Below are 25,041 nucleotides of genomic sequence, written 5' to 3'. Positions count from 1 at the left end.
ATAATCCCGCTCAGCACTCGCCGGTCATCGACCCTTGGCTTGCCATGGCTCTTTGGAAAGTAAGGTCTAAGCCGCGCCATCTGCGCGTCGGTCAACCAGAATAGATTGCTCATCGTCCCCCCCCCCCTGAAGTTCAGGGGTTTGAATCACGCCGCCGAGTCCGCAGCAACCAAATTAATGGGTCCTGAACCTAAGCATAGAGAGTATTAATTGGGTGTTTCCTTAGAAATCTCTCGGAAGCCAAATCTGCCGCCTCAGCGCCCCTTCCGACTTCTGCTTGTGCCTGACGCAGAATGGTTTTGGCTTCTTCCCGGAGCTCATGTCTCTTGTTTTTCCACGCGCCCACAGCGGAAAAGGTTAGTATAAAGTTAGTCTCGCCACCCTCACTATCCCCATAATTAATATTTGGATCCAGGCGGTGGTGGGACAGGTCTATTACTCGCTTGATTGATCGAACCGTTGCGCCATCACGGCACGCATCGTCGTCAATAACCTCGGTTTCCAGAATTCCGTTTTTCAGCTCGACAGCCACGGAATCGAAACGAGTCTCCGTGTATGCGTTTCTAGCGGCTGCTATAACCCTGGATTCCAACTGATCCAGATCTTCCGTGCTCTTGAAAGGTATTCTTTCAACGGCCATGACTGCCGAAAATACGACCGCCACGATGAACACGGAAAGTGCAAGTGCAAAGTGCGTTTTTTTCATACACGAATCCACAAATATACGCGCCTGGGTAGAATATAGCTTCGGTTTCGGGTGCCAAATCTTCCCGGCATCGGTTTCCATTTCGTTCGTCGCCACCTGCAAGCATCTTTCCGGCAGCCCGAAGGTTCCTCAAGTCACCAGCATTTGGCCGCCCCCCGGCCTGCCACCGATCTACACCGGCGCCTCGGCCTCGGTGAAAGTCTGCCAGATGACCGGAGCGAGATGCGGTGCAATGGCATAGTACCAATGCGTGTGCCCCGGTATCACGGTGAACTTCACGTCATGCCCGGCCTCCGAGAGGCGCTTCCCGGTCGCCCGCGCGGCATCCGGCGAGAAGATCGTGTCGCGTTCCCCGACATGGATCTGGATCGGGACGGGGCTGCGCGCGGGCAGGATGGTATTGACCCAGAGGCTCGCGGCATGTGCCTCCACGGCGCGCCAGGGCCCGTAGCCGAGATTGGCCAGCCGCAGCGCCATTTTGCCGCCCATTGAATGCCCGACGAGATAGATCCGCTCCGGGTCTATCGGGTGATGGCGGCTTGCGTCCTCGATCAGGGCTTCGGCCACGAAGACGCCGTCCTCGGCAAGCGACCACCCGCGCGAGCGCGCGGCGTCCGGCGCGAGCAGCACCAGATCCTCCTTCTCCGCCAGGCCGCGCCACATGTCGAGCATCGCACGGCCGCTTCGCCCGGCGCCGTGCAGCAGCACGATAGCGGGTCGCTCCGGCCCGCTGGTCGGCCCGAGGCTGTGGTAAAGGCGCGTCGTCTGCGGCCCGGCAAGCCCGAACATCGGCAAGCTGACCGAACGCGTGCGGCCGATATCGGTCGGTGCCCAGTAGCGAAAATTCGGTGTGCGCAGGACATAGCGGCGCGCGTCGGTACGCTCCTCGAACGCGGCGGCGATCGGCGTTGTCGCCCGGACCACTTCCAACGAGAGCCAGGGCAGCGCCAGCGCCGCGATCAGTATCAGCAGGAGAAATCGGGGAAATGTCATCGCCGGGGCCACTCGATTCCTGGTTACGCACAACCGGGGATTGTCGCGCCCCGTGCGGCGCGATTATGGCCGACTTGTGGAAATCCCGTGCAGGCCCCCGCGCCCCGCCCGTCAGCCGATCTCGGCCAGCCGGGCCAGCGCGGCGGTCAGGCGGGCCTCCTCCTCCTGCTTCTGGGCCAGGGTATCGCGGGTCTCCGCGACCACATCCTCGGGCGCACTCTCGACGAATTTCGGGTTTTCGAGCCGCCCTTTCAGCCCCCCCATCTCCTTGCCGAGCCGCGCCAGCGTCTTCTCCAGCCGCGCCTTCTCCTCGGCGACGTCGATCACCTCGGCGAGCGGCAGGCAGAAGGTCCCGCCCTCCACCGCGATGGTCACGGCCCCCTTGGGCGGCGCGTCGGCCGGCGTCAGGCTGTCAATCCGCGCCAGGCGCCGGATCAGCGCCGCATTGCGGTCCCAGGCGGCCTGGCCGGCCGCGTCCAGCTCGATCCGCAGCATCGGGATCTTCAGCCCCGCCGGAACATGCATCTGGGCACGGACCGAGCGGACCTCCTCGATCAGCCCGATCACCCAGTTCATTTCCCGGTCGGCCGCCGGATCGACCCATCCGCTGCCGTATTCCGGCCAGTCGGCATGGACCAGCATCGTGTCGCGCGCCGCGATCTGGCCCCAGAGCTCCTCAGTGATGAAGGGCATGATCGGATGCAGCAGGATCAGGCACTGGTCGATCACCCAGGCCATCGTGGCGCGGGTCTCGGCCACCACATCCGCGTCCTCGCTGGACAGGAGCGGCTTGGCGAACTCCACAAACCAGTCGCAGACCTTGCCCCAGACAAAAACATAGAGCCCCCCGGCCGCGTCGTTGAAGCGATAGGCGGCCAGCGCCGCGTCCGTCGCCTCGCGCGCCTTCGCGGTCTCGCCCACGATCCACTTGTTGACGGTCTGCGTGCAGGCGGCGGGGTCGAAACCCGGCACCGGCTTGCAGTCGTTCATCTCGGCAAAGCGCGCGGCGTTCCAGAGCTTGGTGCCGAAATTCCGATAGCCTGCAATACGTTGCGGTGAAAGCTTCAGGTCGCGCCCCATCGCCGCCATCGCCGTCAGCGTGAAGCGCACCGCGTCGGCGCCGTATGCGTCGATCAGTTCCAGCGGGTCGAGCACATTGCCGAGGCTCTTGGACATCTTCTTGCCCTTCTCGTCGCGGACGAGCGCGTGGACATAGACATCATTGAACGGCTTTTGCCCCACCACCGCGTATTGCATCATCATCATCCGGGCGACCCAGAAAAAGATGATGTCGAAACCAGTGATCAGGACGGAGGTGGGGAAGTATTTCTTCAGCTCCGGCGTGTCCTCGGGCCAGCCCAGCGTGCCGATGGGCCAGAGCCCGGAGGAGAACCAGGTGTCGAGCACGTCGGGGTCGCGTTGAGCATCAATATGAGTCAGGCGACCATTTGAGAATCCGACACCATACAAGTCCTTTTGTGTTGTCTGGCCGGAGTATTCTCCCGCCTTAACCGTGAACCGGACGTCGAGCGGTAGTCCGTACAGTTCGCGAATCTTCTCTGCTGCCGCCTGTTCAGACTCTGCGCAAATCGAAACGACTCGAACCGGCTTCGGGTCGAGGCAGTCCGGATCCAACAATGGAATGTCTTCGGGATGGGGTACATACCAAACCGGAATCTGATGCCCCCACCACAATTGCCGTGAGATGCACCACGGCTCGATATTCTCCAGCCAGTGGAAATAAACCTTGCGGTCGGCCTCGGGCAGGATCGTGACCTCGCCCGAGCGCACCGCGTCGATGGCCGGGCCGACGATCTTTTTCGTATCGACGAACCACTGATCCGTCAGCATCGGCTCGATCACGACTTTCGAGCGGTCGCCGAAAGGCTGCATGATCGGTTTTGACTCGACGAAAGGCACGTCTTCGCCCGCGTCATTCGTCACCATCACCGCCAGCCCCTCGGCCGTGATCTGCTCGACCACGCGAAGGCGCGCTTTGAGCCGGTCCAGCCCGCGCAGGTCGTCCGGCACCAGGTTGAGCGTGTCCACCCCCTCGATCGTGAACGACGCCCCTTCCGCGATCGCCTGCGCGCGCCGCGCGCAGTCCGCATAGGGCGCGCCGTCGTCGCGCATATGCGCCTTGGTGTCCATCAGCCGGTACATGGGGATGCCGCCGCGCTTGGCGACCTCGTAGTCGTTGAAATCATGCGCGCCGGTGATCTTCACCGCGCCGGAGCCGAAATCCGGGTCGGGATATTCGTCGGTGATGATCGGGATCAGGCGGCGATGCTCCTTCGGCCCCACCGGGATCTCGCAGAGCTTGCCGACGATGGGCGCATAGCGCGCGTCCGACGGATGCACCGCAACCGCGCCGTCGCCCAGCATCGTCTCGGGCCGCGTCGTGGCGATGGAGATATAGTCGCGCTCCTCGCGCAGGATCACGTTGCCGTCTTCATCTTTCTCCAAATACTCATAGGTCTCGCCGCCAGCCAAGGGGTACTTGAAATGCCACATATGCCCCGGCGTTTCGATATTCTCGACCTCCAGATCCGAGATCGCCGTCTCGAAATGCGGATCCCAGTTCACGAGCCGCTTGCCGCGATAGATCAGGCCCTTGTTGAACATGTCCACGAAGACCTTGATCACCGCGTCGTGGAAATTGCCCTCCTCGCCCGCGGGCGCGCCGGGCGCGCCGGACATGGTGAAGGCATTGCGCGACCAGTCGCAGGAGGCACCGAGGCGTTTCAACTGATTGATGATCGTGCCGCCGGAATGGGTCTTCCACTCCCAGACCTTTTCGAGGAATTTCTCGCGCCCCATTTCGCGGCGCGAGAGGTTGCCTTCCTCCGCGAGCTTGCGTTCCACCACCATCTGCGTGGCGATGCCCGCATGATCCTGCCCCGGCTGCCAGAGCGTGTCGAAGCCGCGCATCCGGTGCCAGCGCACCAGGATATCCTGCAACGTGTTGTTGAAGGCGTGCCCCATATGCAGGCTGCCGGTGACGTTGGGTGGTGGGATCATGATGCAGAAGGTCTCGTCCCGCGACGCATTGGCGCCGGCCCTGAAGGCGCCGGCCTCCTCCCACGCCGTGTAGAGGCGGCTCTCGGCCGCGGCCGCGTCGAATGTCTTTTCCATGGCCATCGCGTTTGGGTCCTGCATGACAAGCTGATCGCAGGCCGGTCTAGCGAATGCCATGCGAAAGGAAAAGAGGCAGGCGCGCATTCGCCGCGGCCGCCCCGACGCGGGGCGTTTCAGGGCGCACGGTCGATCTTGGTGGCGAGCTGGATCAGGCTCTCCGACGAACGCACCCCGGTGATCGCCCCGATCCGGTCCAGCGTCTCGTCAAGCTCCGCCGTGGTTTCGGCCGAAACCTCCAGCGTCAGGTCGAACCGGCCGGAGGTGGTGTTCGCGCGTTCCACCTGGCTCATGCCGCGCAGCCGTTGCAGCACGCCGGGCGTCGCGCGCGGCTCGATCTGCAACAGTACCGTCGCGCGGATGCGCCCTTCCAGCGCCTCGCGCCCCAGCCGCAGCGTGTAGCCCGCGATGACGCCCGAGCGTTCCAGCCGCTCGATGCGCGCCTGCACGGTGGACCGCGCCACGTCGAGGTCCCGCGCGAGGGTCGAAACCGGCGCGCGGGCATCGCGGGCCAGCGCGCTCAGAAGCCGCCGGTCGAGGTCATCCATGGCAAACCGCCCGCTCTTTCGTCAAATTTGTTCTGTTCGGACTCCAACTTATCGAATTCTCCGGGGAAATCGACAGATTTCTTCCCCATTCTAAGAGGACAGGTAGCAACCCGACATAAAGAGAGGGGAGACGAGAATGGGGCTTGGCAAATCCTTCTGGGCATCGCCGCGCGCGCATCTGCGCGCCGAGGCGCCGGATCATCCGGTGCTCTTCTTTTCCGCCGAGGTGCTTCAGGCCACCGCCCGGCGCTTCCTGTCGGGATTTCCCGGTCTCGTGACCTATGCGGTCAAGGCCAACCCCGCGCCGCTGGTGCTGGAAAACCTTCGGGCCGCGGGCATCCGGGCCTTCGACGTGGCCTCCCCCGACGAGATCGCGCGGGTACGCGCCGTGGCCGCCGACGCCGCACTGCATTACCACAACCCCGTCCGCTCGCCCCGCGAGATCGCGCAGGCCGCCGACCGGGGCGTGGCGTCCTGGTCGGTCGACAGCCCGGCGGAGTTGGACAAGCTCGCCGCCCGGCTGCCCGCGGACAGCGAGATCTCGGTACGGCTGCGGCTTCCGGTCGCCGGCGCGGCCTATGATTTCGGTACCAAGTTCGGCGCCGATCCGGAGATGGCGGCGGCGCTGCTGGCGCGGGCCGCAGGTCTGGGCTTCACACCCTCGATGACATTCCATCCCGGTACGCAATGCACCGACGCCGCGGCCTGGTCGGCCTATGTCGCCGCCAGCGCCGATGTCGCGCGGCGCGCCGGCGTCACACTGGCCCGGCTCAATGTCGGCGGCGGCTTCCCCAGCCATCGCAACGGCCCCGACGCGCCGCGGCTGGAGTCCATCTTCGAGGCCATAGACGCCGCCACCGGCATCGCATTCGGCGCGGCGCGCCCGGCGCTGGTCTGCGAGCCCGGCCGGGCGATGGTGGCCGAGGCGTTCACCCTGGCGGCGCGCGTCAAGGCGCTGCGCCCCGACGGGTCGGTCTTTCTCAATGACGGCATCTACGGCACGCTGGCCGAACTGCCGTCGATGGGCGAGCCCGGCCGCATCACCGCGCTCGGCCCCGACGGGACACCCCGATGCGGCGCGACGCGCCCGCGCACGGTCTTCGGGCCGACCTGCGACTCGCTCGACCGGCTGCCGGGCGCGCCCGCCCTGCCCGAGGACCTGGCCGAGGACGATTATCTTCTCTTCGCCGGAATGGGGGCCTATTCGCTGGCCATCGCAACCGGCTTCAACGGATATGGCGCCCCGGCGCTCGCCTCGGTCCGGCAGTTGTGATCTGACCGGGCTGGACCTTTCGCGTCAAGGTATTATCGTCCGCCGGGAGGCAGCCCCGAGCGGAGAGGATCATGGCCAAATTCGGCATCAGCCAGCCAGTGAAACGGATCGAGGATACCCGTTTCCTGACCGGTACCGGCCGCTACACCGACGATCTGGCCCCGCGTGACGCGCTTTGCGCGGTCCTCGTGCGCTCGCCGATCGCGCATGGCCGGATCACAGCGCTGGAGACCGGCGCGGCGCGGGCCGCACCCGGCGTGCGGCTGGTTCTGACGGCGGCGGATCTGGAGGCGGCGGGGCTTGCAAACCGGATGGATGCGCTGGTGGTCAGGAACCGCGACGGCAGTCCCGGCGCCAAACCCGCGCGGCCGATCCTGGCCGAAGGGCGCGTGCGTTTCGCGGGCGAGCCTGTGGCGCTGGTGGTGGCCGAGACACAGGCCCAGGCCCGCGACGCGGCGGAACTGGTGGAGTTGGAGACCGAAGACTTGCCGGTCTGGCTGGAGCTTGCGCCGGGTGGCGCCGCGATCCACGAGGAAGCCCCCGACAACCTGGCCTATGACTGGGCGTTCGGCGATGCCGACGCGACCGAAGCCGCCTTCGCCCGCGCCGCCCATACCGTGGCGCTTCAGATCGACGACAACCGTGTGATCGCCAACCCGCTGGAGCCGCGCGGCTGCATCGCGGACTGGGACGGCACGCGGCTGCATTTGCAATATGGCGGACAGGGCGTCTGGGGGCTGCGGCTGCAACTGGCCAAGAAGCTGGGGCTCGCCCCCGAAGCGGTTCATGTGAGCACGCCCGATGTGGGCGGCGGCTTCGGCATGAAGGCCTTTCCCTACCCGGAATATTTCCTCGCCGCCGCGGCGGCGCGCGCGCTGGGACGCCCGGTGCGCTGGATCGCCGACCGGTCCGAGGCGATGCTGTCGGACAATCACGGCCGCGACCTGACCTCGCGCGCGGAGGCCGCCTTCGACGCCGAGTACCGGCTGCTGGCCTACCGGGTGCATACGGTCAACAACCTGGGCGCCTACAATTCCGGGTTCGGCCAGAACATCCAGACCAACCTGGCTGCGCGCGTGCTGACCGGCGCCTATGCAGTGGACACCGCCTATTTCAACGTGCGCGGCGTCTATACCAACACCACGCAGGTCGATGCCTATCGCGGCGCCGGGCGGCCCGAGGCGATCTATGTGCTGGAACGGCTGATGGACCATGCCGCGCGCCGTCTGGGCGTCGATCCGTGGGACATCAGGCGGCGCAATTTCATCCCGCGCGACGCCTTTCCCTACAAGACCGTGTCGGGCGAGCTCTACGATGTCGGCGCCTTTGCCGAGGTGCAGGCGCGGGCCGCGCGCGAGGCGGGGCTCGACAGGTTTGCCGACCGCCGGGCGGCGTCGCATGCGGCAGGGCGGCTGCGCGGCGTCGGGCTCTGCTATTACATCGAGGCGATCATGGGCGCGCCCAACGAGACCACGAAGATCGAATTCACCCCCGAGGGCACGGTACGGCTCTATGTCGGGACCCAGTCCAACGGACAGGGGCACGAGACCTCATATGTTCAAATTCTGCATGAATTCACCGGAATTGACCCGGATTGTATCGAAATCGTGCAAGGTGACAGCGACCGGATCGCCGAGGGCGGCGGCACTGGCGGGTCGCGTTCGGTCACCACGCAGGGCAATTCCATCCATCACAACGTCGGCCTGATGCTCGAGAAGTTCAGGCCCTTCGTGGCCGGCCTGCTGGAGGCCGATGCGCAGGATATCAGCTTCGCCGAGGGCACCTTCCACGCGCGCGGCTCCAACCGGTTCCTTTCACTGGTCGATGCGGCGGCGGCGGCGCGCGAGGCGGGGCGCGACGACCTGCTGATCACGCAGGCCGAGGCCACGCTGCCCGGACGTTCCTTTCCGAATGGCGCGCATGTCGCGGAGGTCGAGATCGACCCGCAGACCGGCCGCACCGCGGTTCTGCGCTACACGGTGGTCGACGATCTGGGCGTGCTGATGAACCCGGCTTTGGCCGAGGGGCAGGTCCATGGCGGCGTGGCCCAGGGCATCGGCCAGGCGCTCTGCGAAGAGGTGGGCTATGACGCCGACGGCCAGTTGCTGAGCGGCAGTTTCATGGACTACGCCATGCCGCGCGCTACGGACGCGCCCTTCATCGACTTCCATTCCGAACCGCTGCCCTCGACCGCGAACCCGCTGGGCATGAAGGGCTGTGGCGAGGCCGGAACCGTGGGCGCCCTGGCCGCCGTGGCGAACGCGGTGCAGGATGCGCTCTGGGATGAGGGCGTCCGGCAGGTGGACATGCCCTGCACGCCGCTTCGGGTCTGGTCCTGGCTGAGCGGAGCGGCGCTTGCGGCTGAATAGGCGCATAAGGGACTGGCTGGGCCTCAACCGCTGGTTCGGGGCCTCGCGTCCGGCCACATCGCGCGGGCCGATCGACCATGTCGTGATCCTCGACGGCACCATGAGCACGCTGGAAGCAGGGCTGGAGACAAACGCCGGGCAGACCTACAAGCTGCTCTGCGAGCTTGCGCCGAACCGGCATGTCTCGCTCTGGTACGAGGCGGGCATTCCCTGGGACGGCTGGCGCAACGCGGTGAACGTGATCGCAGGCCGCGGCATCAACCGTCGCATCCGGCGCGCCTATGGCTTCATTGCCTCGCGCTACCGGCCCGGCGACCGCATCTTCCTGCTGGGATATTCGCGCGGCGCCTATGCGGCACGCTCGCTGGCCGGGATGATCGACCAGATCGGCCTGCTGAAGGCGAAGCACGCGACGGAACGCAATATCCGGGAAATCTTCCGCCACTACCAGGCCACGCCGGGCGGCGAGTCGGCGCAGGCTTTCGCGCGGCTCTACTGCCACGAGACGGCGGAGATCGAGATGATCGGGGTCTGGGACACGGTGAAGGCGCTGGGCATCCGCCTGCCGATCCTGTGGCGCATCTCGCCGATGGCGACCGAGTTCCATTCCCACCGGCTGGGCCCGACGATCCGGCACGGCTATCACGCGCTGGCAATTGACGAACGCCGCGTGGCCTATACGCCGGTCCTGTGGGAGACGCCGGAGAATTGGGACGGCATGGCCGAGCAGATGTGGTTCCGCGGCACGCATGGCGATGTGGGCGGCCATCTCTGCGGGTTCGAGCCCGCGCGGCCGCTGGCCAATATCCCGCTGGTGTGGATGCTGGAGAAGCTGGAGGGCTGCAACCTGAAGCTGCCCGAAGGCTGGCGCGACCGCTTCCCCTGCGATGTGAACGCACCGTCGCTGGGCTTTTGGCGAGGCTTCGGCATTCTCTTCCTGTGGCGGCGCAAGCGGGTGATCGGCATCGACCGGTCCGAACGCATCCATCCCACGGTGGCCGAACTCAGGAAAAAATGAAGCCCCAGAAAAGCGTCGGCAGCATTTCCAGCACCGCCAGCACGGCGATTCCCGCGCGGGCCGGCCAGCGCCGGAACCGCTGCCAGAGCAGCAGGCAGAGCCCGAGCGCCAGTACGCCTTCCAGCGGCCCGACGATATCGGCGTGCCGCGTGCCGTCCCAATAGCTGATCGGGCTGCGATAGACCCAATCCGTCAGGGGCCAGAAATGCGGCCGCCCGTCATCGTGGTGAAGCGGCAGGTCGGTCAGGACATGAACCAGCCCCGCCCCGCCGAAGGCCAGGAGCGGCGCACGAGCCAACCACAGCCCCAGCCCGGCCAGCGCCGCCCAGAGAATGATCGAATTGTCCACGGCGAAGACGGCCTGCCAGGCGTCCGAGAAGTACATCTCCCCGAACACGAGATGCGGCGGGAGCCCCTGCACATAGAGTGCATGAACCGACAGGAGATAGAGCGAGAGGTCCGGTACGAGCGCCCCGGCCAACGCCGCCGTGGTCACGCGCAGTGCGTCCGGGCGCGCAAAGAGCGTCGCGCCGAGGATCAGATGTGCCGGTGTGTTCACCTGCCTAGTCCGGCAGCCATATGCGGCGCGGACGCACGGGGCGCGGCGTCACTCGAATTCGCGGCTCGCCAGCGCCCGCTGGATTTCCCGGCGCACCAGCTTGCGGACATTGCGGGTCATCCGCTCGCCCAACTCGCCGGTGAGCTGTTCGCGGACCGTCTGGACGATCATCTCGCGCAGCGCCTCCTCGTCCAGTATGCTCTCGCCGTTCTCGTCGAAGAGGCCGATCTCCTCCTCCTCGTCCTCCGCATCCTCACCCTCGTCCAACTCCTCGCCGAACAGAGCCGCGTCGTCCGCCGCGCGGGACTCTTCAGTCGCGGCGTCCCCGGCCGGGTCGCCCCCGGCATCCGGCTCATCAACGATCATCGCGGTCAGATGAAGGCGGCGCGTCAGCCCGATATCCACTTCCCGGCCGCCCTCGTCCGTCGCGGCCTCGGGGGGCGTATCGGCCGCTTCCGCGACATCCGCCTCCATGTCCCCGGCATCTTTGGCATAATCATCGGCCATGCGATCCTCCGTATCCGGCGTCTCTTGGGCAGGCTCATCGGCAGAGTCGTCCTCTGCCGGCACCTCAACCGCATCCCAGTCGGGATCCGCCGTCGCCGCGGCGTCCGCGGCATCCTGCTCGTCGGCCAGTCCATCGTCGGCCGTGACCGCGTCTTCGAGCGTCCCTTGCGGCGCCTCCTCGTCTTTCTCGGCATCCTGCTCCGACGCTGCCGCGCCGCTTCCGGCATCACCATCCCCGGCATCGGCAACCACCTCCGGGTCTTCGGTCTCCACCGCCTCGGTGGTCCCGGATGCACTGTCATCCGCCGCCATATCCGCCGAAGTGCGCGCCGGCCTGTCATCGGCTGCGGTTGCTTCGGCTGCGCCCTTCTCTTCCATATCGTCGCCGCCTTCCGCCCCGGCGGAACCCGCAAGGCCGGTTTCCTCCGGTTCGCCGGGGACGCGCAGCGCATCTGTAAGGATCAGCTTCTCCCCGGCTGCGGGCACGTCCGCCGCCGGGGAGGCCGGCTTGTCGGCAACCGCAGGGCTGCGCGTGTCGTCGGATACCAGCCGACGAATAGAGGACAGGACATCCTCAACGTCCAGGGGGGAGACGGATTTCGACATCGCAACCTCGTACATCTTTTGGGCGAAAGTCTAGCCCCAGCCCGGCCTGCGCACAACGGGTTGAATGAAACCTAGTTACCGCCTGTCCTTTTGATGACACGGTCCAGCCGGTCGCCTCGCACCGATCGCGCGGGCGCATTGCGCACCTTGTTGTAGTTCACCGTGGGGTCGTAGCCCTCGATGCTGAGGCCCAGATGCTCCACCGTCAGCAGGCCCATCGCTGAGAGCAGCGTGTAGACCGCCACGTATTCATCGCGCTGCGCACCCACCAGGTTGTTGCGCGCCTCCAGCAGATCCTGTTCCGCGTCGAGCACATCGAGCGTGGTGCGCGCGCCCAGCTTGGCTTCCTCGCGCACCCCCTCGAAGGCCAGTTCCTCCGCGCGGATCTGCTGGCGCCGGGCGGCGATCGAAGCCCGAGCAACCTGAAGTTGCGCCCAGGCACGGGTCACTTCATCCTCGATCAACAGCGTGTTCTGGAGCAGGTTGGCGCGGGATTCCTCGGAATTGGCGATGTTTTCGCGCAGGATCGAGCGAAGCTGCCCGCCCTGGTAGATCGGCACGTTGAGGTTGAGCGACGCCGTGGCGTCATTGCGCCCGCCATCGAAATCGCGGTCCTCGGAGCGGCTGACCGTGCCCTGAAGGTCGAGCCGCGGCCGCATGGCGGCGCGGGCGCCCTCTACATTCAGATCCGCCGCGCGCACCAGATGCTGCGCCTGGCGTATGGTCGGATGGGTCTGCACGCCGATCCGGGTCGCGGCCTCCAGATTGCCGGGGATCTCGGGCATCGGCGGAGCGACCTGGAGATCGCCGGGATAGACCCCTACGGCAAGGTTGAAGAGCGTGCGCGCAATCTCGAGCTGGCCGCGCGAGGCGGCGAGCGTGCTCTGCGCCTCGGCCACGGCGGCCTCGGCCTGGCTGACATCGGTGCGGGTGATCTCGCCCACCTCGAACCGGTCGCGTGCGGCGCGCAATTCCTGCTGATTGAGCCGCAAGCTGTTTTCCGCCAGCGCCACGGTCTGGCGCTCGCGGCGCATGTCCATATAGGCAGTGACCGCGTCGAGCAGCACTTCCTGTTCGGCATCGACCAGCGCATAGCGCGCCGCCAGGACGGTTTCCTTTGCCGATGCGACGCCCAGCCGTGTGCGTCCGAAATCGAAGACCAGCAGGTCGAGCGTCAGCCCGATCGTGTTGTCGAGGCCAACCTCGTCGGAATCGGTCAGGCGGGAGGACGCGCTCAGCGCCGGACGCAGCCGTGACAGCGCCTGCGCGACGCCCTCGTCGCGGGCGCGCAGCACCGCCCGGTTTGCCGCCAGAAGATTGCTGTTGCGATAGGCGGTTACCAGAACATCTGAAAGTGTGTCGGCCACCGCCGCCTGGACCGGCGCGGCGGCAAGCGCCAGCGCCAGGAAAACCGACCGGAAACTTCTCTGCGCCATGCGATCCCCGACTGAATGAATCACTGAAATAACCATTCGCCGCGTTCAGAGTTCGAAGGCGCGCTCCGCCGCGAAACCCGGCAGCAGCGGCGCCGTCGCGTTGAAGGCGAAGCGCCAGCTCACCCGGCCGCCGCTCTTGATGCCGAAGCGCGCACGGCCCAGAGCGCCCTCCATGAAGATCGCGCCGATCCGGCCACCTTCCTTGAGCTGGTCGAGGATCGAGTCAGGCACCTGCTCCACCGCGCCTTCCAGCAGGATCACGTCATAGGGGCCGTGCTTGGCGGCGCCCTCGGCCAGTGGGCCGACGATCACGGCCACGTTGTCGGCGCCTTCGTCGCTGAGCGCGCCCTCGGCCTCGGTGGCCATGGTTGCGTCCTCCTCCAGCGCGACGACGGCCTCGGCCAGCCGGCCGATCACCGCGGCCGAATAGCCCAGCGCCGCGCCGATATCGAGCACCAGCTCGTTGGCCTGAATATTCAGCGTGTCCAGCATCTTGGCCAGAATGCGCGCATCCAGAACGACGCGCCCGCCACCCAGATCGACATGGTCGCCCATATAGGCGACGTCACGTTGGCCGGCCGGCACGAAACGCTCACGCGGGACGTCGAGCAGCGCGTCGATGATGGGGAACTTGGTCACGTCCGAAGGCCGGATATGACCATCGACCATGGCCGTACGTCGGGCAGCGTAATCTGTCATGAAAAGGCTCGCCAATTGTCTGCATCGGATCGCGCTCACTCTTGCCACAGATTGCCGGGCACGGCAACTCGCCATCGGCCGATGCCCGCTTGCACGCCCCCCGGAGCCTTGGTATGAGGGGCCCCACCACGGCGGCGAGTTGGCGGAGTGGTGACGCAGCGGATTGCAAATCCGTGTACACCGGTTCGATTCCGGTACTCGCCTCCATCACTCCGAAATCCCCACCTTCTTCGCCCGGCATCAACCCCCGCGCGCGAAGACCGCCATCTGGCTGGCGCCGCCGAAGTCGGGATGCGCGCCGCCGATGTCGCGAAAGCCCACGTCGTAGCCCATCCGCCCCGCCACGCCCCGCGCCCAGGTGCGAAATTTTAAGCGGTCCCACTCAAAACGGTGATCGGGGTGACGGCGGCGGTGGGCGGGCACGCCGAGCAGCGCGTTGAACTCCGCATTCGGGGTGGTCAGCACGACGAGCGGCGGAGACAGGCGGCGGAATACGGATTGCTCGAGTTGCGACAGCCGCTCCGGCGGAAGATGTTCGATGACCTCGACCAGAACGGCCGCGTCATGGCCCTCCAGCCCCGGCGGCAGGTCCAGCGCGGACCCCGCCAGCAGCGTGACGCGGCGCTGCGCCTGCGGGCTGCTACGCGCCAGCCGCGCGCGGAGCGCGCCGCGCGCCGTTGGGGACGGCTCCAGCCCGGTGATCTGCGCGACCGCGCCGCTTTCGGCCAGCGGGAAAAGCAGATCGCCCCGTCCGCAGCCCAGGTCGAGCACCCGGCGCGCGCCCGCCGCGGCGAGTGCCGCACGCACCGCGGCCAGGCGTTCGGCATGCAGATGGGTCGTCATGCCGGCCAACGTGCCGGGGCGGCGCGATGCGGGCGCAAGGCAGAAGAGAGGTGCGGCAGCATGGCCAGATCATATGCGTCCCCGCGCGCCGCGCCGCAAGACCCCCGGTCAGTCGGCGGCAATCAGCCCGGTCTCCCCCACCCGGAACATGTGGCGCTGGCGCAGCGTCTCGCAATGCGCGCGCACAGAGACGGGGCTGAGCAGCAGGTGCCAGGTCTGCAACGCGATCGGCGCGGGCTGGGCGAAGGCAGCGCAGTCAAGCACCGCCACATTGGCGCGGTGCAGCGGGTCGCGCACCGAGGCATAGCGGATCGCCCCGCCCTCCTCTGCGTGAAGGCGCTCGGCGACCGCCAGGCAGTCGGCATAGTCCTCCGGGTCGGTCCAGCACCCCTGACCGGACATCTCCGGCGCCGTCAGGTCGAGCGCGCGCGGCGTCCTGATATCGGCCTGCACGGCGGTGTGTTCCACCGGGCGGCGCGGCATCGGCGTTCCGGGCGAGGCCGCGAAGAAGCGCAGCGCGCCCCAGGCCGCCTCGATCATCGCGGTCAGCACATGTTCGGCGCCATACCAGACCCCCGGCGTCTGCCCGGCCCGCCGGAAGCGCGAGTCGCGCGGATAGCGGCCATAGCGGAAGGGCGACCAGAGGCGGTAGTCGAGGTGCCGGCACGGCACGGGAACCGGCGGCTTGGCCTCCTCGAGCAGATGTTCCAGCAGGTCCTGTTCGGCATTGGTGTCCACGATACGCATGGTCGAGAGCTTCGACTGGCCCTCGATCATGCGCCAGAGGTTGCCGCGATAGGGTCCGCAGGGCAGTTCAGGTCGGGGCACGGGCGGCATCGAGATAGGCCATCACCGACACCAGCCCAGGCGCCGTCGCGATCAGCGCGCGCGGCACGCCGTTCAGATCGGCGTTGTCATGCCTCATCCATCCCCGGATCGTGTCCGGATCGCCCCCCGCGATGGCGTCGAGCGACCGGAAGACGCGTACCAGGCAGACCGCCAGTTCATAAGGTTTGCCGGCCAGCGCGTAGCCGCCATCGCGCATACGCGAGACCGTGGCCTCGCTCACCCCGATCGCCGCGGCGATCTCGCGCTGCGTGAGCCCAAGCTCGCGCCCGGCATTGAAGGCGGCCTTGGCCATGACGCGACCCGGATCGTGGCTGACATCCGGCAGCTTGGTGGCAAGGTTTTTCATCATGCGCCCCTTTCACGCAAGAAATATAGTGTTTCTTTCCCATGAAAGCAATATAGACCACAGAGCCGGTCCCACCCGGCCCAGCGCATTCTGACGCGAAGCCGCGAAATTCCCATGTACCGGCCCGCGCACCCCCGCTTTCGCGCCGCGCCGGGGCCGCTATACTGCGCGCGTTCCAGTGCAATGCGATGCGAGGCCCCCATGACCCGTCCCATCTTCTCCCGCGGCGAGCTTCAGGACGCCGCCCGGCTCGTCCATGCCCAGATGTCGCCGACCCCGCAATACCGCTGGCCCACGCTTTCGGCGCGGCTGGGGGCCGAGGTCTGGGTCAAGCATGAGAACCACGGCCCCACCGGGGCCTTCAAGGTGCGCGGCGGGATCACCTTCATCGACTGGCTCAGACGCGCCCATCCCGAGGCGCCCGGCGTGGTCTCGGCCACCCGAGGCAACCACGGTCAGAGCCAGGCCCGCGCCGCCACCGCGGCCGGGCTGGTCGCCAAGATCGTCGTGCCGCTCGGCAACTCGGTGGAGAAGAATGCGGCGATGCGCGCCTTTGGCGCGGAACTGGTGGAGCATGGCGCGGATTTCGACGAGGCCCGTCTGGAAGCCGCCCGGCTGGCCGAGGCCGAGGGGCTCTTCATGGTACCGCCCTATCACCGGGAATTGGTGCGCGGCGTGGCCACCTATGCGCTGGAGTTTCTCACCGCCTGTCCCGATCTCGACACGGTCTATGTGCCGATCGGCTGCGGCTCGGGCATCTGCGGGGTGATCACCGCGCGCGACGCGCTGGGGCTGAAGACCGAAGTCGTGGGCGTGGTCAGCGAGGCCGCGCAATGCGCCCTTCTGTCGGTCGCGGCGGGGCATCTGGTGGAAACGCCCAGCGCGCGCACCTTCGCCGATGGCATGGCAGTGCGGGTTCCGGTGCGGGCGGCCTATGACATCTACGCCGCGGGTGCTGCGCGGATCCTCGCGGTCAGCGACGACGAGGTGGCCGAGGCGATCCGCGTCTATTTCCGCGACACCCACAACCTGACCGAGGGAGCGGGGGCCGCGGCGCTGGCCGGGCTGATGCAGGAACGCGGCCGGATGCAGGGGCGCAAGACGGGCGTCATCCTCTCGGGCGGCAACATCGACACCGGCTGGGCGGTGGAGGTTCTGCGCGGCGGCACGCCGGTCCCGGCGTGAGTGCGGCGGCTCAGCCCGCCAGCGGGTAGCGCGCAAGCTCGGCGTGATGGGCACCGGATTTGGAGAGATCGGACCGGTAGAGCCGAAAATCGTGCACCGCGAAGGCCGGCCCGTCCAGTCCCATCAGATCGGCGAGCGCCTTTTCCAGCCGCGGCGGGTCGATCTCTGCCGGGCGAGGACGGGCCAGGGTGACATGCGGCACGAACTTGCGCGCCGGCGGGCGCAGCCCGGCCGCCCGCGCCGCGCGCATGACCTTGCCCTGCAATTGCCTGAGTGCCGCGCTCTCCGCCAATCCGGCATGGATCGACCGCGGCGGGTCCGCGCCGAAGACCCCGACGCCCGAGAGCCTGAGATCGAATTCCGGCGCTTCGATTTCGGAGAAGGCGCGGTGGGCGTCCTCCAGGTCGGGCTCGGGCACCTGGCCCAGAAACGCCAGCGTCAGATGCAGCGTCTCGCGCGCCGCGACGCGCGCCAGCGGCAATTCCGACTGCACGGCGGCCAGCCGGTCGAGCACCTCTTCAGGCAGGGCGATGGCAACGAAGGCGCGTATCATGACCGCAGACTAACGCGGCCGCCCCGCTCCGTTCCAGCCCGGCGTGAAGTCATGCGCCTCGCGCAGCCAGGCACGGCAAGGATGCGCCTGCGGCCCGCGCACCGGTGTGATCCCGGTCATCGACAGGGCGGGCCCGCAATTCAGCGCGCGGAACGCCTGCACCTCCGCCCCACCGCCGGCAGGCCCGGCAGGGCGAAAAGGAATGCCGTCAGGGCGAGGATGCGGCACATCGGCGGAGCACCTTGCAAACGGTGCAGAAGCTATCGCGCCCGCGGTTCCGGTCAAGCATCGCGCTTGCGCGGGCGCGCCGGGGCTGCAAACTGGCGCGCAAGCCAGAGGGCGCCAGACGGAGAATGCCATGAACGACCGCAGCACGCTCGACCCCGAGGACTGGGCCGCCTTCCGGCGCGACGCCCATGCCGCGCTCGACGCCGCGCTCGACCATGTCGAGGGCCGCGCGGCGCGCCCCGTCTGGCAGCCCGTTCCGGAGCCTGTGAAGGAGGCGCTTTCCGCCCCGCTACCCGACGCACCCTCCGATACACCTGAGCTGATCTCCCGCATGGTCGGGGAGATCGCCGCCCATGACCTGGGCAACCTGCATCCGCGTTTTCACGGCTGGGTGCATGGCGCGGGCACACCCGAGGCGCTGATCCCGGCCATGTTCGAGGCCGCGCTCGACGCCAATCTGGGTGGCCGCGAACACGCCGCCGTCTATGTCGAGCGCCAGGTGATCGGCTGGTGGCGGCAGATATTCGATTTCCCCGCCGGGGCGGGCGGGTTGATGGTCTCGGGCACGTCGATGGCCACGCTGCTGGCGATGAAGGCCGCGCTGACCCGCCACGGCGGCACGGCGCTGCGCGACGGCGGGCTGGCCGCCCTGCCCGGCCCGGTGGCAGCCTATGCCTCGCAGGAGGCGCATGGCTGCGTGGCGCGGGCTTTCGACATCCTGGGCCTCGGGCGCGGGGTGCTCCGGCGCGTGCCGGTGGACGGGGAGTTTCGCATCCGCACCGACCGGCTGGAGGCGATGATCGCGGCGGACCGCGCGGCGGGCATCGCGCCGCTTGCGCTGATCGGCACCGCCGGCAGCGTGAACACCGGCGCGATCGACCCGCTGGACCGGCTCGCGGGGATCGCCGCCGCCGAAGGGCTCTGGTTCCATGTCGATGGCGCCTTCGGGGCGATGGCGCGGCTGGCCCCAACGCTTGCGCCCCGGCTGGCGGGCATCGAACGCGCGGACAGCATCGCCTTCGACTTCCACAAATGGCTCCACGTGACCTATGACGCGGGGATGATCCTGATACGCGACGCAGGCGCACTCCGCCACGCCTTTGCCGACCGGCCCGACTACCTGGCGGGCGCCGAGCGCGGCCCGGCCGCGGGCGATCCCTGGTTCACCGAATTCGGACCGGAACTCTCGCGCGGCTTCCGCGCGCTCCGGGTCTGGTACCAGATGCTGCGCTTCGGCCCGGCGCGGCTCGGCGCTTGCATCGCGGCCAATTGCGCGCAGGCCGCACATCTGGCCCGGCTGGTCGAGGCCGCGCCGGACCTGGAACTGATGGCCCCCGCGCCGCTCAACATCGTCTGCCTGCGCTACCGCGCGCCGGACGAGACCGCCGCGGAGGCGCTCAACACCGCCATCGTGCTGGCCCTCCAGGAACGCGGGCTGGCGGTGCCCTCGACCACCCGGATCGGCGGACGGCTCGCGATCCGGGTGAATCTGACCAACCACCGGACCCGCATGGCGGACATGGACGCACTGGCGGGCGACATCCTGCGGCTGGGCGCGGAGCTTGCCTGACCGCCCGCGCGCCCGGTGTCCCCCCGGAGACCGCCTCCGGCGGGAGTATTTTCGGAAAGATGGAGACACGCGCGGACGCTCCGATCTTCATCTTTCTCCAAATACTCCGGGGGTGAGGCCGCAGGCCGAGGGGGCAGCGCCCCCTTCTCAGGCGGCCCGCGCAAAAGCCACGCCGGATCAGAAGAGGCTGCCCTGCCCGGGCGGCTCCTGCCCCCCGTCGCGGCGTGCCCGCGCGGCGCCGCCGATGGCCAGGCGGCCATCGCGGAACTCGATCTCCAGCGCGCCCGCTCCTTCTGCCTCCGCGCGGGTGGTGAGCACCCGTGCGCCGCTGCGCACCACAGCATAACCGCGCCGAAGCGTCTCCTTGTAGCCCAGCGTCTGGCGCAGCCGTTCCAGGGCGTCGAGCCGGGTCCGCCAGCCCGCGGCCTGCGCGGCGGTGGCGCGGCCGAAGCGCCGCGCCAGCGCGTCGAGCCTCACGGCACGGTCGCGTGCGCTGCGCGCAAGCAGGCCGGGCCGCAGCCCCGCGGCCGCCGCATCGAGCCGGCCGCGCCTCTGCGACGTGACCAGTCGCAGCGCCGCCGGCAAGCGCCCGGCAAGCCGGTCCAGCCGGCGCGCCTGCTGCGCGACCCGATCCGACGGACGCAGCCGCGCAGCCACCCGGCCCAGCGCGATCTGTTTGCCCTGCACCAGCCCGCGGAGCGCCGCCGGCAACCGCCCGGCGGCATAGTCGAGCCGTTGCGCCGGAGCCTCTACCAGTTCGACCGGACGCGGCAGCGCGCGCGCCAGGTCGCGCAGCCCCCGGCCGCGCAATTCCAGCCCGCGCGCCAGCGCGCGCCGCCGGCGTTCCTCCAGCCCGGCAAGGGCGGCCAGAAGCTCGGCACGGACCGGCACCGCAAGCTCGGCCGCGGCCGTCGGTGTGGGCGCGCGCCGGTCTGCGGCATGGTCGATCAGCGTCGTGTCGGTCTCGTGGCCAACCGCGGAGATCAGCGGGATCGCGCTCTCGAAGGCCGCGCGCACGACCGCTTCCTCGTTGAAGCCCCAGAGATCCTCGATCGAGCCGCCGCCGCGGGCCACGATGATCAGGTCGGGCCGCGGCACCGGGCCATCCGGGGCCAGCGCGTTGAGTCCGCGGATCGCGTTGGCCACTTCGGGTGCGCAGCGTTCGCCCTGCACCGCAACCGGCCAGATCAGCACCCGGCGCGGGAACCGGTCGCGCAACCGGTGCAGGATATCACGGATCACCGCCCCTGACGGCGAGGTGACAACCCCGATCACCTCGGGCAGATAGGGCAGCGGCGTCTTGGCGGAGGGTGCGAAAAGCCCCTCGGCCTCCAGCGCCTTGCGGCGTTTTTCCAGCATCGCCATCAGCGCGCCCATGCCCGCCGGCGCGATCTCCTCGATCACGAGTTGGTAGCGGGACTGGCCCGCGAAGGTGGTCAGCCGGCCGGTGGCCACGACCTCCATCCCCTCCTCGGGGGCCACTTTCATGCGCGCGGCCACGCCTTTCCATATTACCGCCGCCAGCACCGCGCGGTCATCCTTGAGATCGAGATAGACATGGCCCGAACGCGGCCGCGAAATGCGCCCGATCTCGCCCCGCACCCGGACATGGGCGAACTCGCCCTCGATGACGCGCTTCACCGCGCCCGAGATCTCGGAGACCGAGAATTCGGGCGCGTTCATTCCCGGCTGGGCGTCTTCGATCAGGTCGGACATGCATCGCCTCGCTTGCGTCTGGTCGGGGTGCATCCTAGAACGCGCGGGAGGCTTGGCCAAGCGGGGGACGCGATGAATATTCTGGTGCTGGGAAGCGGCGGGCGCGAGCACAGCCTCGCCTGGGCCATTCTGCAGAACCCCAAATGCGACCGGCTGATCTGTGCGCCCGGAAATGCCGGCCTGGAGGCGATCGCCGAATGCGCGGATATCGACATCTGCGATGGCGGGGTCGTGGCGGCATTCTGCGCCGAGAACGCCATAGATTTCGTGGTGATCGGGCCGGAGGCGCCGCTCGCTTCGGGGGTCGCGGACGCGCTGGGGGAGGCGGGCGTGCTGGCCTTCGGCCCCTCGGCGGCGGCAGCGCGGCTGGAGGCTTCCAAGACATTCACCAAGGAGATCTGCGACGCGGTGGGAGCGCCCACCGCTGCCTGGGCACGCTTCACCGAGGCCGGGCCGGCCCGCGATTACATCCGCAGCCGCGGCGCGCCGATCGTGGTCAAGGCCGACGGGCTGGCCGCCGGCAAGGGCGTGATCGTGGCCGGCACCGTGGAGGAGGCGTGTGCGGCGGTCGACGACATGTTCGGCGGCGAGTTCGGGCAGGCCGGCGCCGAGGTGGTGATCGAGGAGTTCATGGCGGGCGAGGAGGCCAGCTTCTTCGTGCTTTGCGACGGCGAGACGGCGGTGCCCATCGGCACCGCGCAGGACCACAAGCGTGCCGGCGAGGGCGACACCGGCCCCAACACGGGCGGGATGGGGGCCTATTCTCCTGCCCCGGTGATGACCGAGGCGGTGGCGCAGCGGGCGCTCGAGGAGATCGTCCGGCCCACCCTGGCGGAGATGGCGCGACGCGGCATGCCTTTTCGCGGCGTGCTCTATGCCGGGCTGATGATCGAAGAGGGCCGGCCGCGGCTGGTGGAATACAACGTGCGCTTCGGCGATCCCGAATGCCAGGTGCTGATGATGCGGCTGGGCGCGCAGGCGCTGGACCTGATGCTGGCCTCCGCGGAGGGCCGGCTGGCCGAGATGTCGGTCAACTGGGCCGACGACCACGCGATGACCGTGGTGATGGCTGCGCAAGGCTATCCCGGCGCCTATGAGAAGGGCGGCGCGATCGGCGGGCTGGAGGCGCTGCCCGAGACCAGCCGCGAGATGGTGTTCCATGCCGGCACGGCGCGCGTCGGCGGGCAGGTCGTGGCCGCGGGCGGGCGGGTGCTGAACGTCACGGCGCGCGGCGGCACGCTGGCGGAGGCCCGCGACCGGGCCTATGCGATGATCGTTGCGATCGACTGGCCGGGCGGGTTCTGCCGACGCGACATCGGTTGGCGGGCGCTCTGATCCTTCGATTTCGGGTTGCGCGAGCGCAACCCGACCGGGGCGGGGGTTTCACCCCCGCACCCCCAGAGTATTTCGGGAAAGATGAAAGTCATCCGCAGGTATGGCCCGGTCGATCCCGGCGGCGTTCGGCTTGACCTCCGATGGCGCGCGGTGAGCGCCCCGCCCGCGTCGGTTCAGATTTGTTTTTCGGGCATCCGCACGATCAGGCCTTCAAGTTCGTCGGTGACCTTGAGCTGGCAGGTCAGGCGCGATTTCTCGGGATCGGGCTCATAGGCGAAATCGAGCATGTCCTCTTCCATGTCGTCCTTGGGCGGCAGCCGGTCGACCCAGGCGGCATCGACATAGACATGGCAGGTGGAACAGGCGCAGGCGCCACCGCAATCGGCCTCGATGCCCGGAATGTTGTTGTCGCGCGCGCCTTCCATGACCGTCAGGCCATTCGCCACGTCCACCACATGTTCCGTGCCGTTATGCTCGATATAGGTGATCTTCGCCATGTCTTTCCCTCATGCACCTGTTCCGGACGCGCGCCGGGTCTGAACCCGCCACATAATCGAACTGGACGGCTTTTGCCAGAGATGCCGGCGACTCTTGTCTGCCATGTAGAATGTTCTATTTTTGTTCTTATGCCCGCGACAACCCGCCCGCCCAGATCGCCCGCCGCATCGCGCCCCGGCAGATGGCCGCAGCCGCCCGCAGCGCTGCCCCATGCCCGACTCGACGAGCCACCCAACGGCGCGCGGGTGACCGTGGCGGGGCTGGTTATGGTGCGCCAGCGGCCGGGCACCGCACGCGGTGTGGTCTTCCTGACGCTGGAGGACGAGACCGGTATCGCCAATGTGGTGGTCTGGGCCAGGACATTCGAACGCTTCCGCCGCGCGGTGATCGCGGCACGGATGCTGCGGGTGACGGGCCGGCTCGAACGCCAGGCGGGGGTGGCGCATGTGATCGCCGAGCAGGTGGAAGACATCTCGGCCCTGCTCGACCGGCTGCTGGACCGGCAGGACGGGGATTGAGACCCCGGCCGCCCGGAACGAAAAGGGGCGCCCGAAGACGCCCCGTTCGCCCGGTCGTGCGGGCCGCGCCGGCTCAGCCTTCGTCGAGAGAGAGCGCCACGAAGCGCGGGTCGCCCTGCCGGCGCACCAGGAGCAGCAGCGACTTGCGGCCGGCCTCCCGTGCCGCCTCGACGCGCTCCTCGAAGGCGCTGACGCTGGAGACCTCCTGCTGGCCGGCCTCGGCGATCAGATCGCCGGCGCGCAGGCCCTTCTCGTAGGCTTCGCTCTCGGGGGCGACATCGGTGACCACGAGCCCGGTCGCCTCGCCGTCGAGCCCAAGCTGCTGGCGCAGCTCGTCATTGAGAGCGGAGAGCGAGATGCCCAGCATCTCGGTCTTCTCGGGGGCGCCGTCCGGGGTCTGCATCGCGGCGGGCACGCTGCCTTCGGCCTCCTCGCGGCGGCCAAGCGTCACTTTCAGCGTCTTGGTCGCTCCGTCGCGGAAGACCACGACACGCACCGCTTTGCCGACCTCGGTCCGGCCCACCATGCGCACCAGGGCGCGGGTATCCTCGACCTTTGTGCCGTCGAAGGAGGTGATCACGTCGCTGGCTTCCATCCCGGCCTCGCGCGCGGGGCCTTCGGGCACGTCGGTGACGAGCGCGCCGCCGGCGGCTTCGAGCCCCAGCGCCTCGGCCACGTCCTCGGTCACGTCCTGGATGCGCACGCCGAGCCAGCCGCGGCGGGTCTCGCCATACTCCTTGAGCTGGTTGACGACATTCTGCACCACGTTCGACGCCATCGAGAAGCCGATGCCGATGGAGCCGCCGGTCGGGCTGAGGATCGCGGTGTTCACGCCCACGACCTCGCCATCCATATTGAAGAGCGGACCGCCGGAATTGCCCTTGTTGATCGCCGCGTCGGTCTGGATGAAGTCGTCATAGGGGCCGGAAAGCTCCCGGTTGCGCGCCGAGATGATGCCTGCGGAGGCAGAGAAACCCTGGCCCAGCGGGTTGCCGATCGCCAGCACCCATTCGCCGACGCGCATCACGTCGCTGTCGCCGAAGCTCACGAAGGGCAGCGGCTCGTCGCTTTCGACCTTCAGGAGCGCGATGTCCACCTTCGGGTCGGTGCCGATCAGCTTGGCATCGAGCGTAATGCCGGACTGAAACTCCACCGAGATCTCGTCGGCCTTGGCGATCACGTGGTTGTTGGTGACGATGTAGCCATCCTCGGAGATCACGAAACCGGAGCCGAGCGCGTTGGAGCGGCGTGGCCGCTGCCCCTCGCGCTGGCGGTCCATAAAATCGCGGAAGAAATCCTCCAGCGGTGAGCCTTCGGGCACCATCGGGCGTGGGCCGTCGCTGGCCTCCACGGTCGTCGATGTGGTGATGTTGACCACCGCGGGGCCGACCTTGCCGACCAGATCGGCGAAGCCTTCGGGCGCCGAACGCGCCTGCGCGGCGATCGCCTGCGTCAGGACCAGCGCCAGCCCCAGAAGCAGGCCGAGCGCATAGCGCATGGCGGGCCGGGGCGCCGCCGGGAGCGAAATAGTCTGGGAAGTCACGTCAATAT

At 68.1% G+C, this 25,041-nt stretch carries 23 protein-coding genes, 1 tRNA gene and 1 pseudogene; 8 read left to right on the top strand and 17 right to left on the bottom strand.

Annotated features, from left to right (window positions below):
• The 5 genes and pseudogenes from DDZ14_RS12730 to DDZ14_RS12715 form a co-directional block, all read right to left on the bottom strand.
• Window positions 1-113: pseudogene (locus tag DDZ14_RS12730) on the bottom strand (IS5/IS1182 family transposase); the annotation flags it as partial.
• A 77-nt stretch (window positions 114-190) separates the two neighbouring features.
• Window positions 191-802, bottom strand: coding sequence for a hypothetical protein (locus DDZ14_RS19400; RefSeq protein WP_146193137.1), 612 nt, complete (start codon window positions 800-802; stop codon window positions 191-193).
• A 75-nt stretch (window positions 803-877) separates the two neighbouring features.
• Window positions 878-1,699 (bottom strand): alpha/beta fold hydrolase, encoded by an 822-nt coding sequence (locus tag DDZ14_RS12725; RefSeq protein WP_109425357.1) that lies wholly within the window; start codon window positions 1,697-1,699, stop codon window positions 878-880.
• A 111-nt stretch (window positions 1,700-1,810) separates the two neighbouring features.
• Window positions 1,811-4,840 (bottom strand): valine--tRNA ligase, encoded by a 3,030-nt coding sequence (locus DDZ14_RS12720; protein ID WP_109425368.1) that lies wholly within the window; start codon window positions 4,838-4,840, stop codon window positions 1,811-1,813.
• A 110-nt stretch (window positions 4,841-4,950) separates the two neighbouring features.
• On the bottom strand, window positions 4,951-5,382 hold the full coding sequence (locus DDZ14_RS12715; protein WP_109425356.1) for an Lrp/AsnC family transcriptional regulator: 432 nt from the start codon (window positions 5,380-5,382) through the stop codon (window positions 4,951-4,953).
• A 136-nt stretch (window positions 5,383-5,518) separates the two neighbouring features.
• Here DDZ14_RS12715 and DDZ14_RS12710 point away from each other — a divergent pair, with 136 nt between their 5' ends.
• The 3 genes from DDZ14_RS12710 (at window position 5,519) to DDZ14_RS12700 (ending at window position 10,042) form a co-directional block, all read left to right on the top strand.
• Window positions 5,519-6,655: an alanine racemase gene (locus DDZ14_RS12710; protein WP_109425355.1), complete on the top strand. Its 1,137-nt coding sequence runs from the start codon at window positions 5,519-5,521 to the stop codon at window positions 6,653-6,655.
• 71 nt (window positions 6,656-6,726) lie between these two features.
• Window positions 6,727-9,024 (top strand): xanthine dehydrogenase family protein molybdopterin-binding subunit, encoded by a 2,298-nt coding sequence (locus DDZ14_RS12705; protein ID WP_199221339.1) that lies wholly within the window; start codon window positions 6,727-6,729, stop codon window positions 9,022-9,024.
• Window positions 9,011-10,042, top strand: coding sequence for a DUF2235 domain-containing protein (locus DDZ14_RS12700; protein ID WP_369914992.1), 1,032 nt, complete (start codon window positions 9,011-9,013; stop codon window positions 10,040-10,042). The genes DDZ14_RS12705 and DDZ14_RS12700 overlap by 14 nt, the downstream gene beginning before the upstream one ends.
• Here DDZ14_RS12700 and DDZ14_RS12695 read toward each other — a convergent pair.
• From DDZ14_RS12695 to DDZ14_RS12680, 4 genes are all read right to left on the bottom strand, one after another.
• A complete protein-coding gene (locus tag DDZ14_RS12695) occupies window positions 10,029-10,601 on the bottom strand; it encodes a cobalamin biosynthesis protein CobQ (protein ID WP_109425353.1) in 573 nt (190 codons plus the stop codon). The two genes, DDZ14_RS12700 and DDZ14_RS12695, sit on opposite strands and share 14 nt — an antisense overlap.
• Window positions 10,602-10,649: 48 nt before the next feature.
• Window positions 10,650-11,714 carry a hypothetical protein gene (locus DDZ14_RS12690; protein ID WP_146193136.1) on the bottom strand — a complete coding sequence of 355 codons (1,065 nt, stop codon included), beginning with the start codon at window positions 11,712-11,714 and terminating at the stop codon, window positions 10,650-10,652.
• Window positions 11,715-11,785: 71 nt separating this feature from the next.
• Complete coding sequence (locus tag DDZ14_RS12685; RefSeq protein WP_109425351.1) at window positions 11,786-13,150, bottom strand: TolC family outer membrane protein; 1,365 nt, start codon at window positions 13,148-13,150, stop codon at window positions 11,786-11,788.
• A 45-nt stretch (window positions 13,151-13,195) separates the two neighbouring features.
• Window positions 13,196-13,849 (bottom strand): protein-L-isoaspartate O-methyltransferase, encoded by a 654-nt coding sequence (locus DDZ14_RS12680; protein WP_109425350.1) that lies wholly within the window; start codon window positions 13,847-13,849, stop codon window positions 13,196-13,198.
• Between the two features lie 133 nt (window positions 13,850-13,982).
• Between DDZ14_RS12680 and DDZ14_RS12675 the strand changes: the two genes are divergently transcribed.
• Window positions 13,983-14,056 (top strand) — tRNA-Cys (locus tag DDZ14_RS12675).
• A gap of 33 nt (window positions 14,057-14,089) precedes the next feature.
• On the opposite strand, the gene DDZ14_RS12670 is transcribed toward DDZ14_RS12675, so the two are convergent.
• From DDZ14_RS12670 to DDZ14_RS12660, 3 genes are all read right to left on the bottom strand, one after another.
• Window positions 14,090-14,692, bottom strand: coding sequence for a methyltransferase domain-containing protein (locus DDZ14_RS12670; RefSeq protein ID WP_109425349.1), 603 nt, complete (start codon window positions 14,690-14,692; stop codon window positions 14,090-14,092).
• A gap of 108 nt (window positions 14,693-14,800) precedes the next feature.
• Window positions 14,801-15,520, bottom strand: a complete 720-nt coding sequence (locus tag DDZ14_RS12665; protein ID WP_158275522.1) for an RES family NAD+ phosphorylase — start codon at window positions 15,518-15,520, stop codon at window positions 14,801-14,803.
• Window positions 15,507-15,890: an MbcA/ParS/Xre antitoxin family protein gene (locus DDZ14_RS12660; RefSeq protein ID WP_233252569.1), complete on the bottom strand. Its 384-nt coding sequence runs from the start codon at window positions 15,888-15,890 to the stop codon at window positions 15,507-15,509. Before DDZ14_RS12660 ends, DDZ14_RS12665 begins: the two co-directional genes overlap by 14 nt.
• Window positions 15,891-16,088: 198 nt before the next feature.
• Here DDZ14_RS12660 and DDZ14_RS12655 point away from each other — a divergent pair, with 198 nt between their 5' ends.
• Window positions 16,089-17,072, top strand: a complete 984-nt coding sequence (locus DDZ14_RS12655; RefSeq protein WP_109425347.1) for a threonine dehydratase — start codon at window positions 16,089-16,091, stop codon at window positions 17,070-17,072.
• A gap of 10 nt (window positions 17,073-17,082) precedes the next feature.
• On the opposite strand, the gene thpR is transcribed toward DDZ14_RS12655, so the two are convergent.
• On the bottom strand, window positions 17,083-17,625 hold the full coding sequence (gene thpR, locus DDZ14_RS12650) for an RNA 2',3'-cyclic phosphodiesterase (RefSeq protein WP_109425346.1): 543 nt from the start codon (window positions 17,623-17,625) through the stop codon (window positions 17,083-17,085).
• Window positions 17,626-17,634: 9 nt separating this feature from the next.
• Window positions 17,635-17,787 carry a hypothetical protein gene (locus tag DDZ14_RS19715; RefSeq protein WP_158275521.1) on the bottom strand — a complete coding sequence of 51 codons (153 nt, stop codon included), beginning with the start codon at window positions 17,785-17,787 and terminating at the stop codon, window positions 17,635-17,637.
• Between the two features lie 196 nt (window positions 17,788-17,983).
• Here DDZ14_RS19715 and DDZ14_RS12645 point away from each other — a divergent pair, with 196 nt between their 5' ends.
• Window positions 17,984-19,423, top strand: a complete 1,440-nt coding sequence (locus DDZ14_RS12645) for a pyridoxal-dependent decarboxylase (protein ID WP_109425345.1) — start codon at window positions 17,984-17,986, stop codon at window positions 19,421-19,423.
• 177 nt (window positions 19,424-19,600) lie between these two features.
• Here the strand turns inward: DDZ14_RS12645 and xseA are convergent, their stop codons facing one another.
• A complete protein-coding gene (gene xseA, locus DDZ14_RS12640; RefSeq protein ID WP_109425344.1) occupies window positions 19,601-21,139 on the bottom strand; it encodes an exodeoxyribonuclease VII large subunit in 1,539 nt (512 codons plus the stop codon).
• 72 nt (window positions 21,140-21,211) lie between these two features.
• On the opposite strand from xseA, the gene purD reads away from it, so the two are divergent.
• Window positions 21,212-22,474, top strand: a complete 1,263-nt coding sequence (purD, locus tag DDZ14_RS12635) for a phosphoribosylamine--glycine ligase (protein WP_109425343.1) — start codon at window positions 21,212-21,214, stop codon at window positions 22,472-22,474.
• A 173-nt stretch (window positions 22,475-22,647) separates the two neighbouring features.
• Here purD and DDZ14_RS12630 read toward each other — a convergent pair whose 3' ends face one another.
• Window positions 22,648-22,971, bottom strand: a complete 324-nt coding sequence (locus tag DDZ14_RS12630; RefSeq protein ID WP_109425342.1) for a 2Fe-2S iron-sulfur cluster-binding protein — start codon at window positions 22,969-22,971, stop codon at window positions 22,648-22,650.
• Between the two features lie 129 nt (window positions 22,972-23,100).
• Between DDZ14_RS12630 and DDZ14_RS12625 the strand changes: the two genes are divergently transcribed.
• Entirely contained in the window at window positions 23,101-23,490 is a 390-nt protein-coding gene (locus DDZ14_RS12625) for an OB-fold nucleic acid binding domain-containing protein (RefSeq protein ID WP_109425341.1), read from the top strand.
• A 73-nt stretch (window positions 23,491-23,563) separates the two neighbouring features.
• Here the strand turns inward: DDZ14_RS12625 and DDZ14_RS12620 are convergent, their stop codons facing one another.
• Window positions 23,564-24,988, bottom strand: coding sequence for a DegQ family serine endoprotease (locus DDZ14_RS12620; RefSeq protein WP_109425340.1), 1,425 nt, complete (start codon window positions 24,986-24,988; stop codon window positions 23,564-23,566).
• Window positions 24,989-25,041: the final 53 nt, after the last annotated feature.

Source organism: Maritimibacter sp. 55A14 (genome assembly GCF_003122205.1).
In the GTDB taxonomy this organism is placed as follows: domain Bacteria; phylum Pseudomonadota; class Alphaproteobacteria; order Rhodobacterales; family Rhodobacteraceae; genus QEYE01.
The sequence above is the reverse complement of the archived record's forward strand: the minus strand, read 5'-3'. Positions and strand labels throughout refer to the sequence as shown.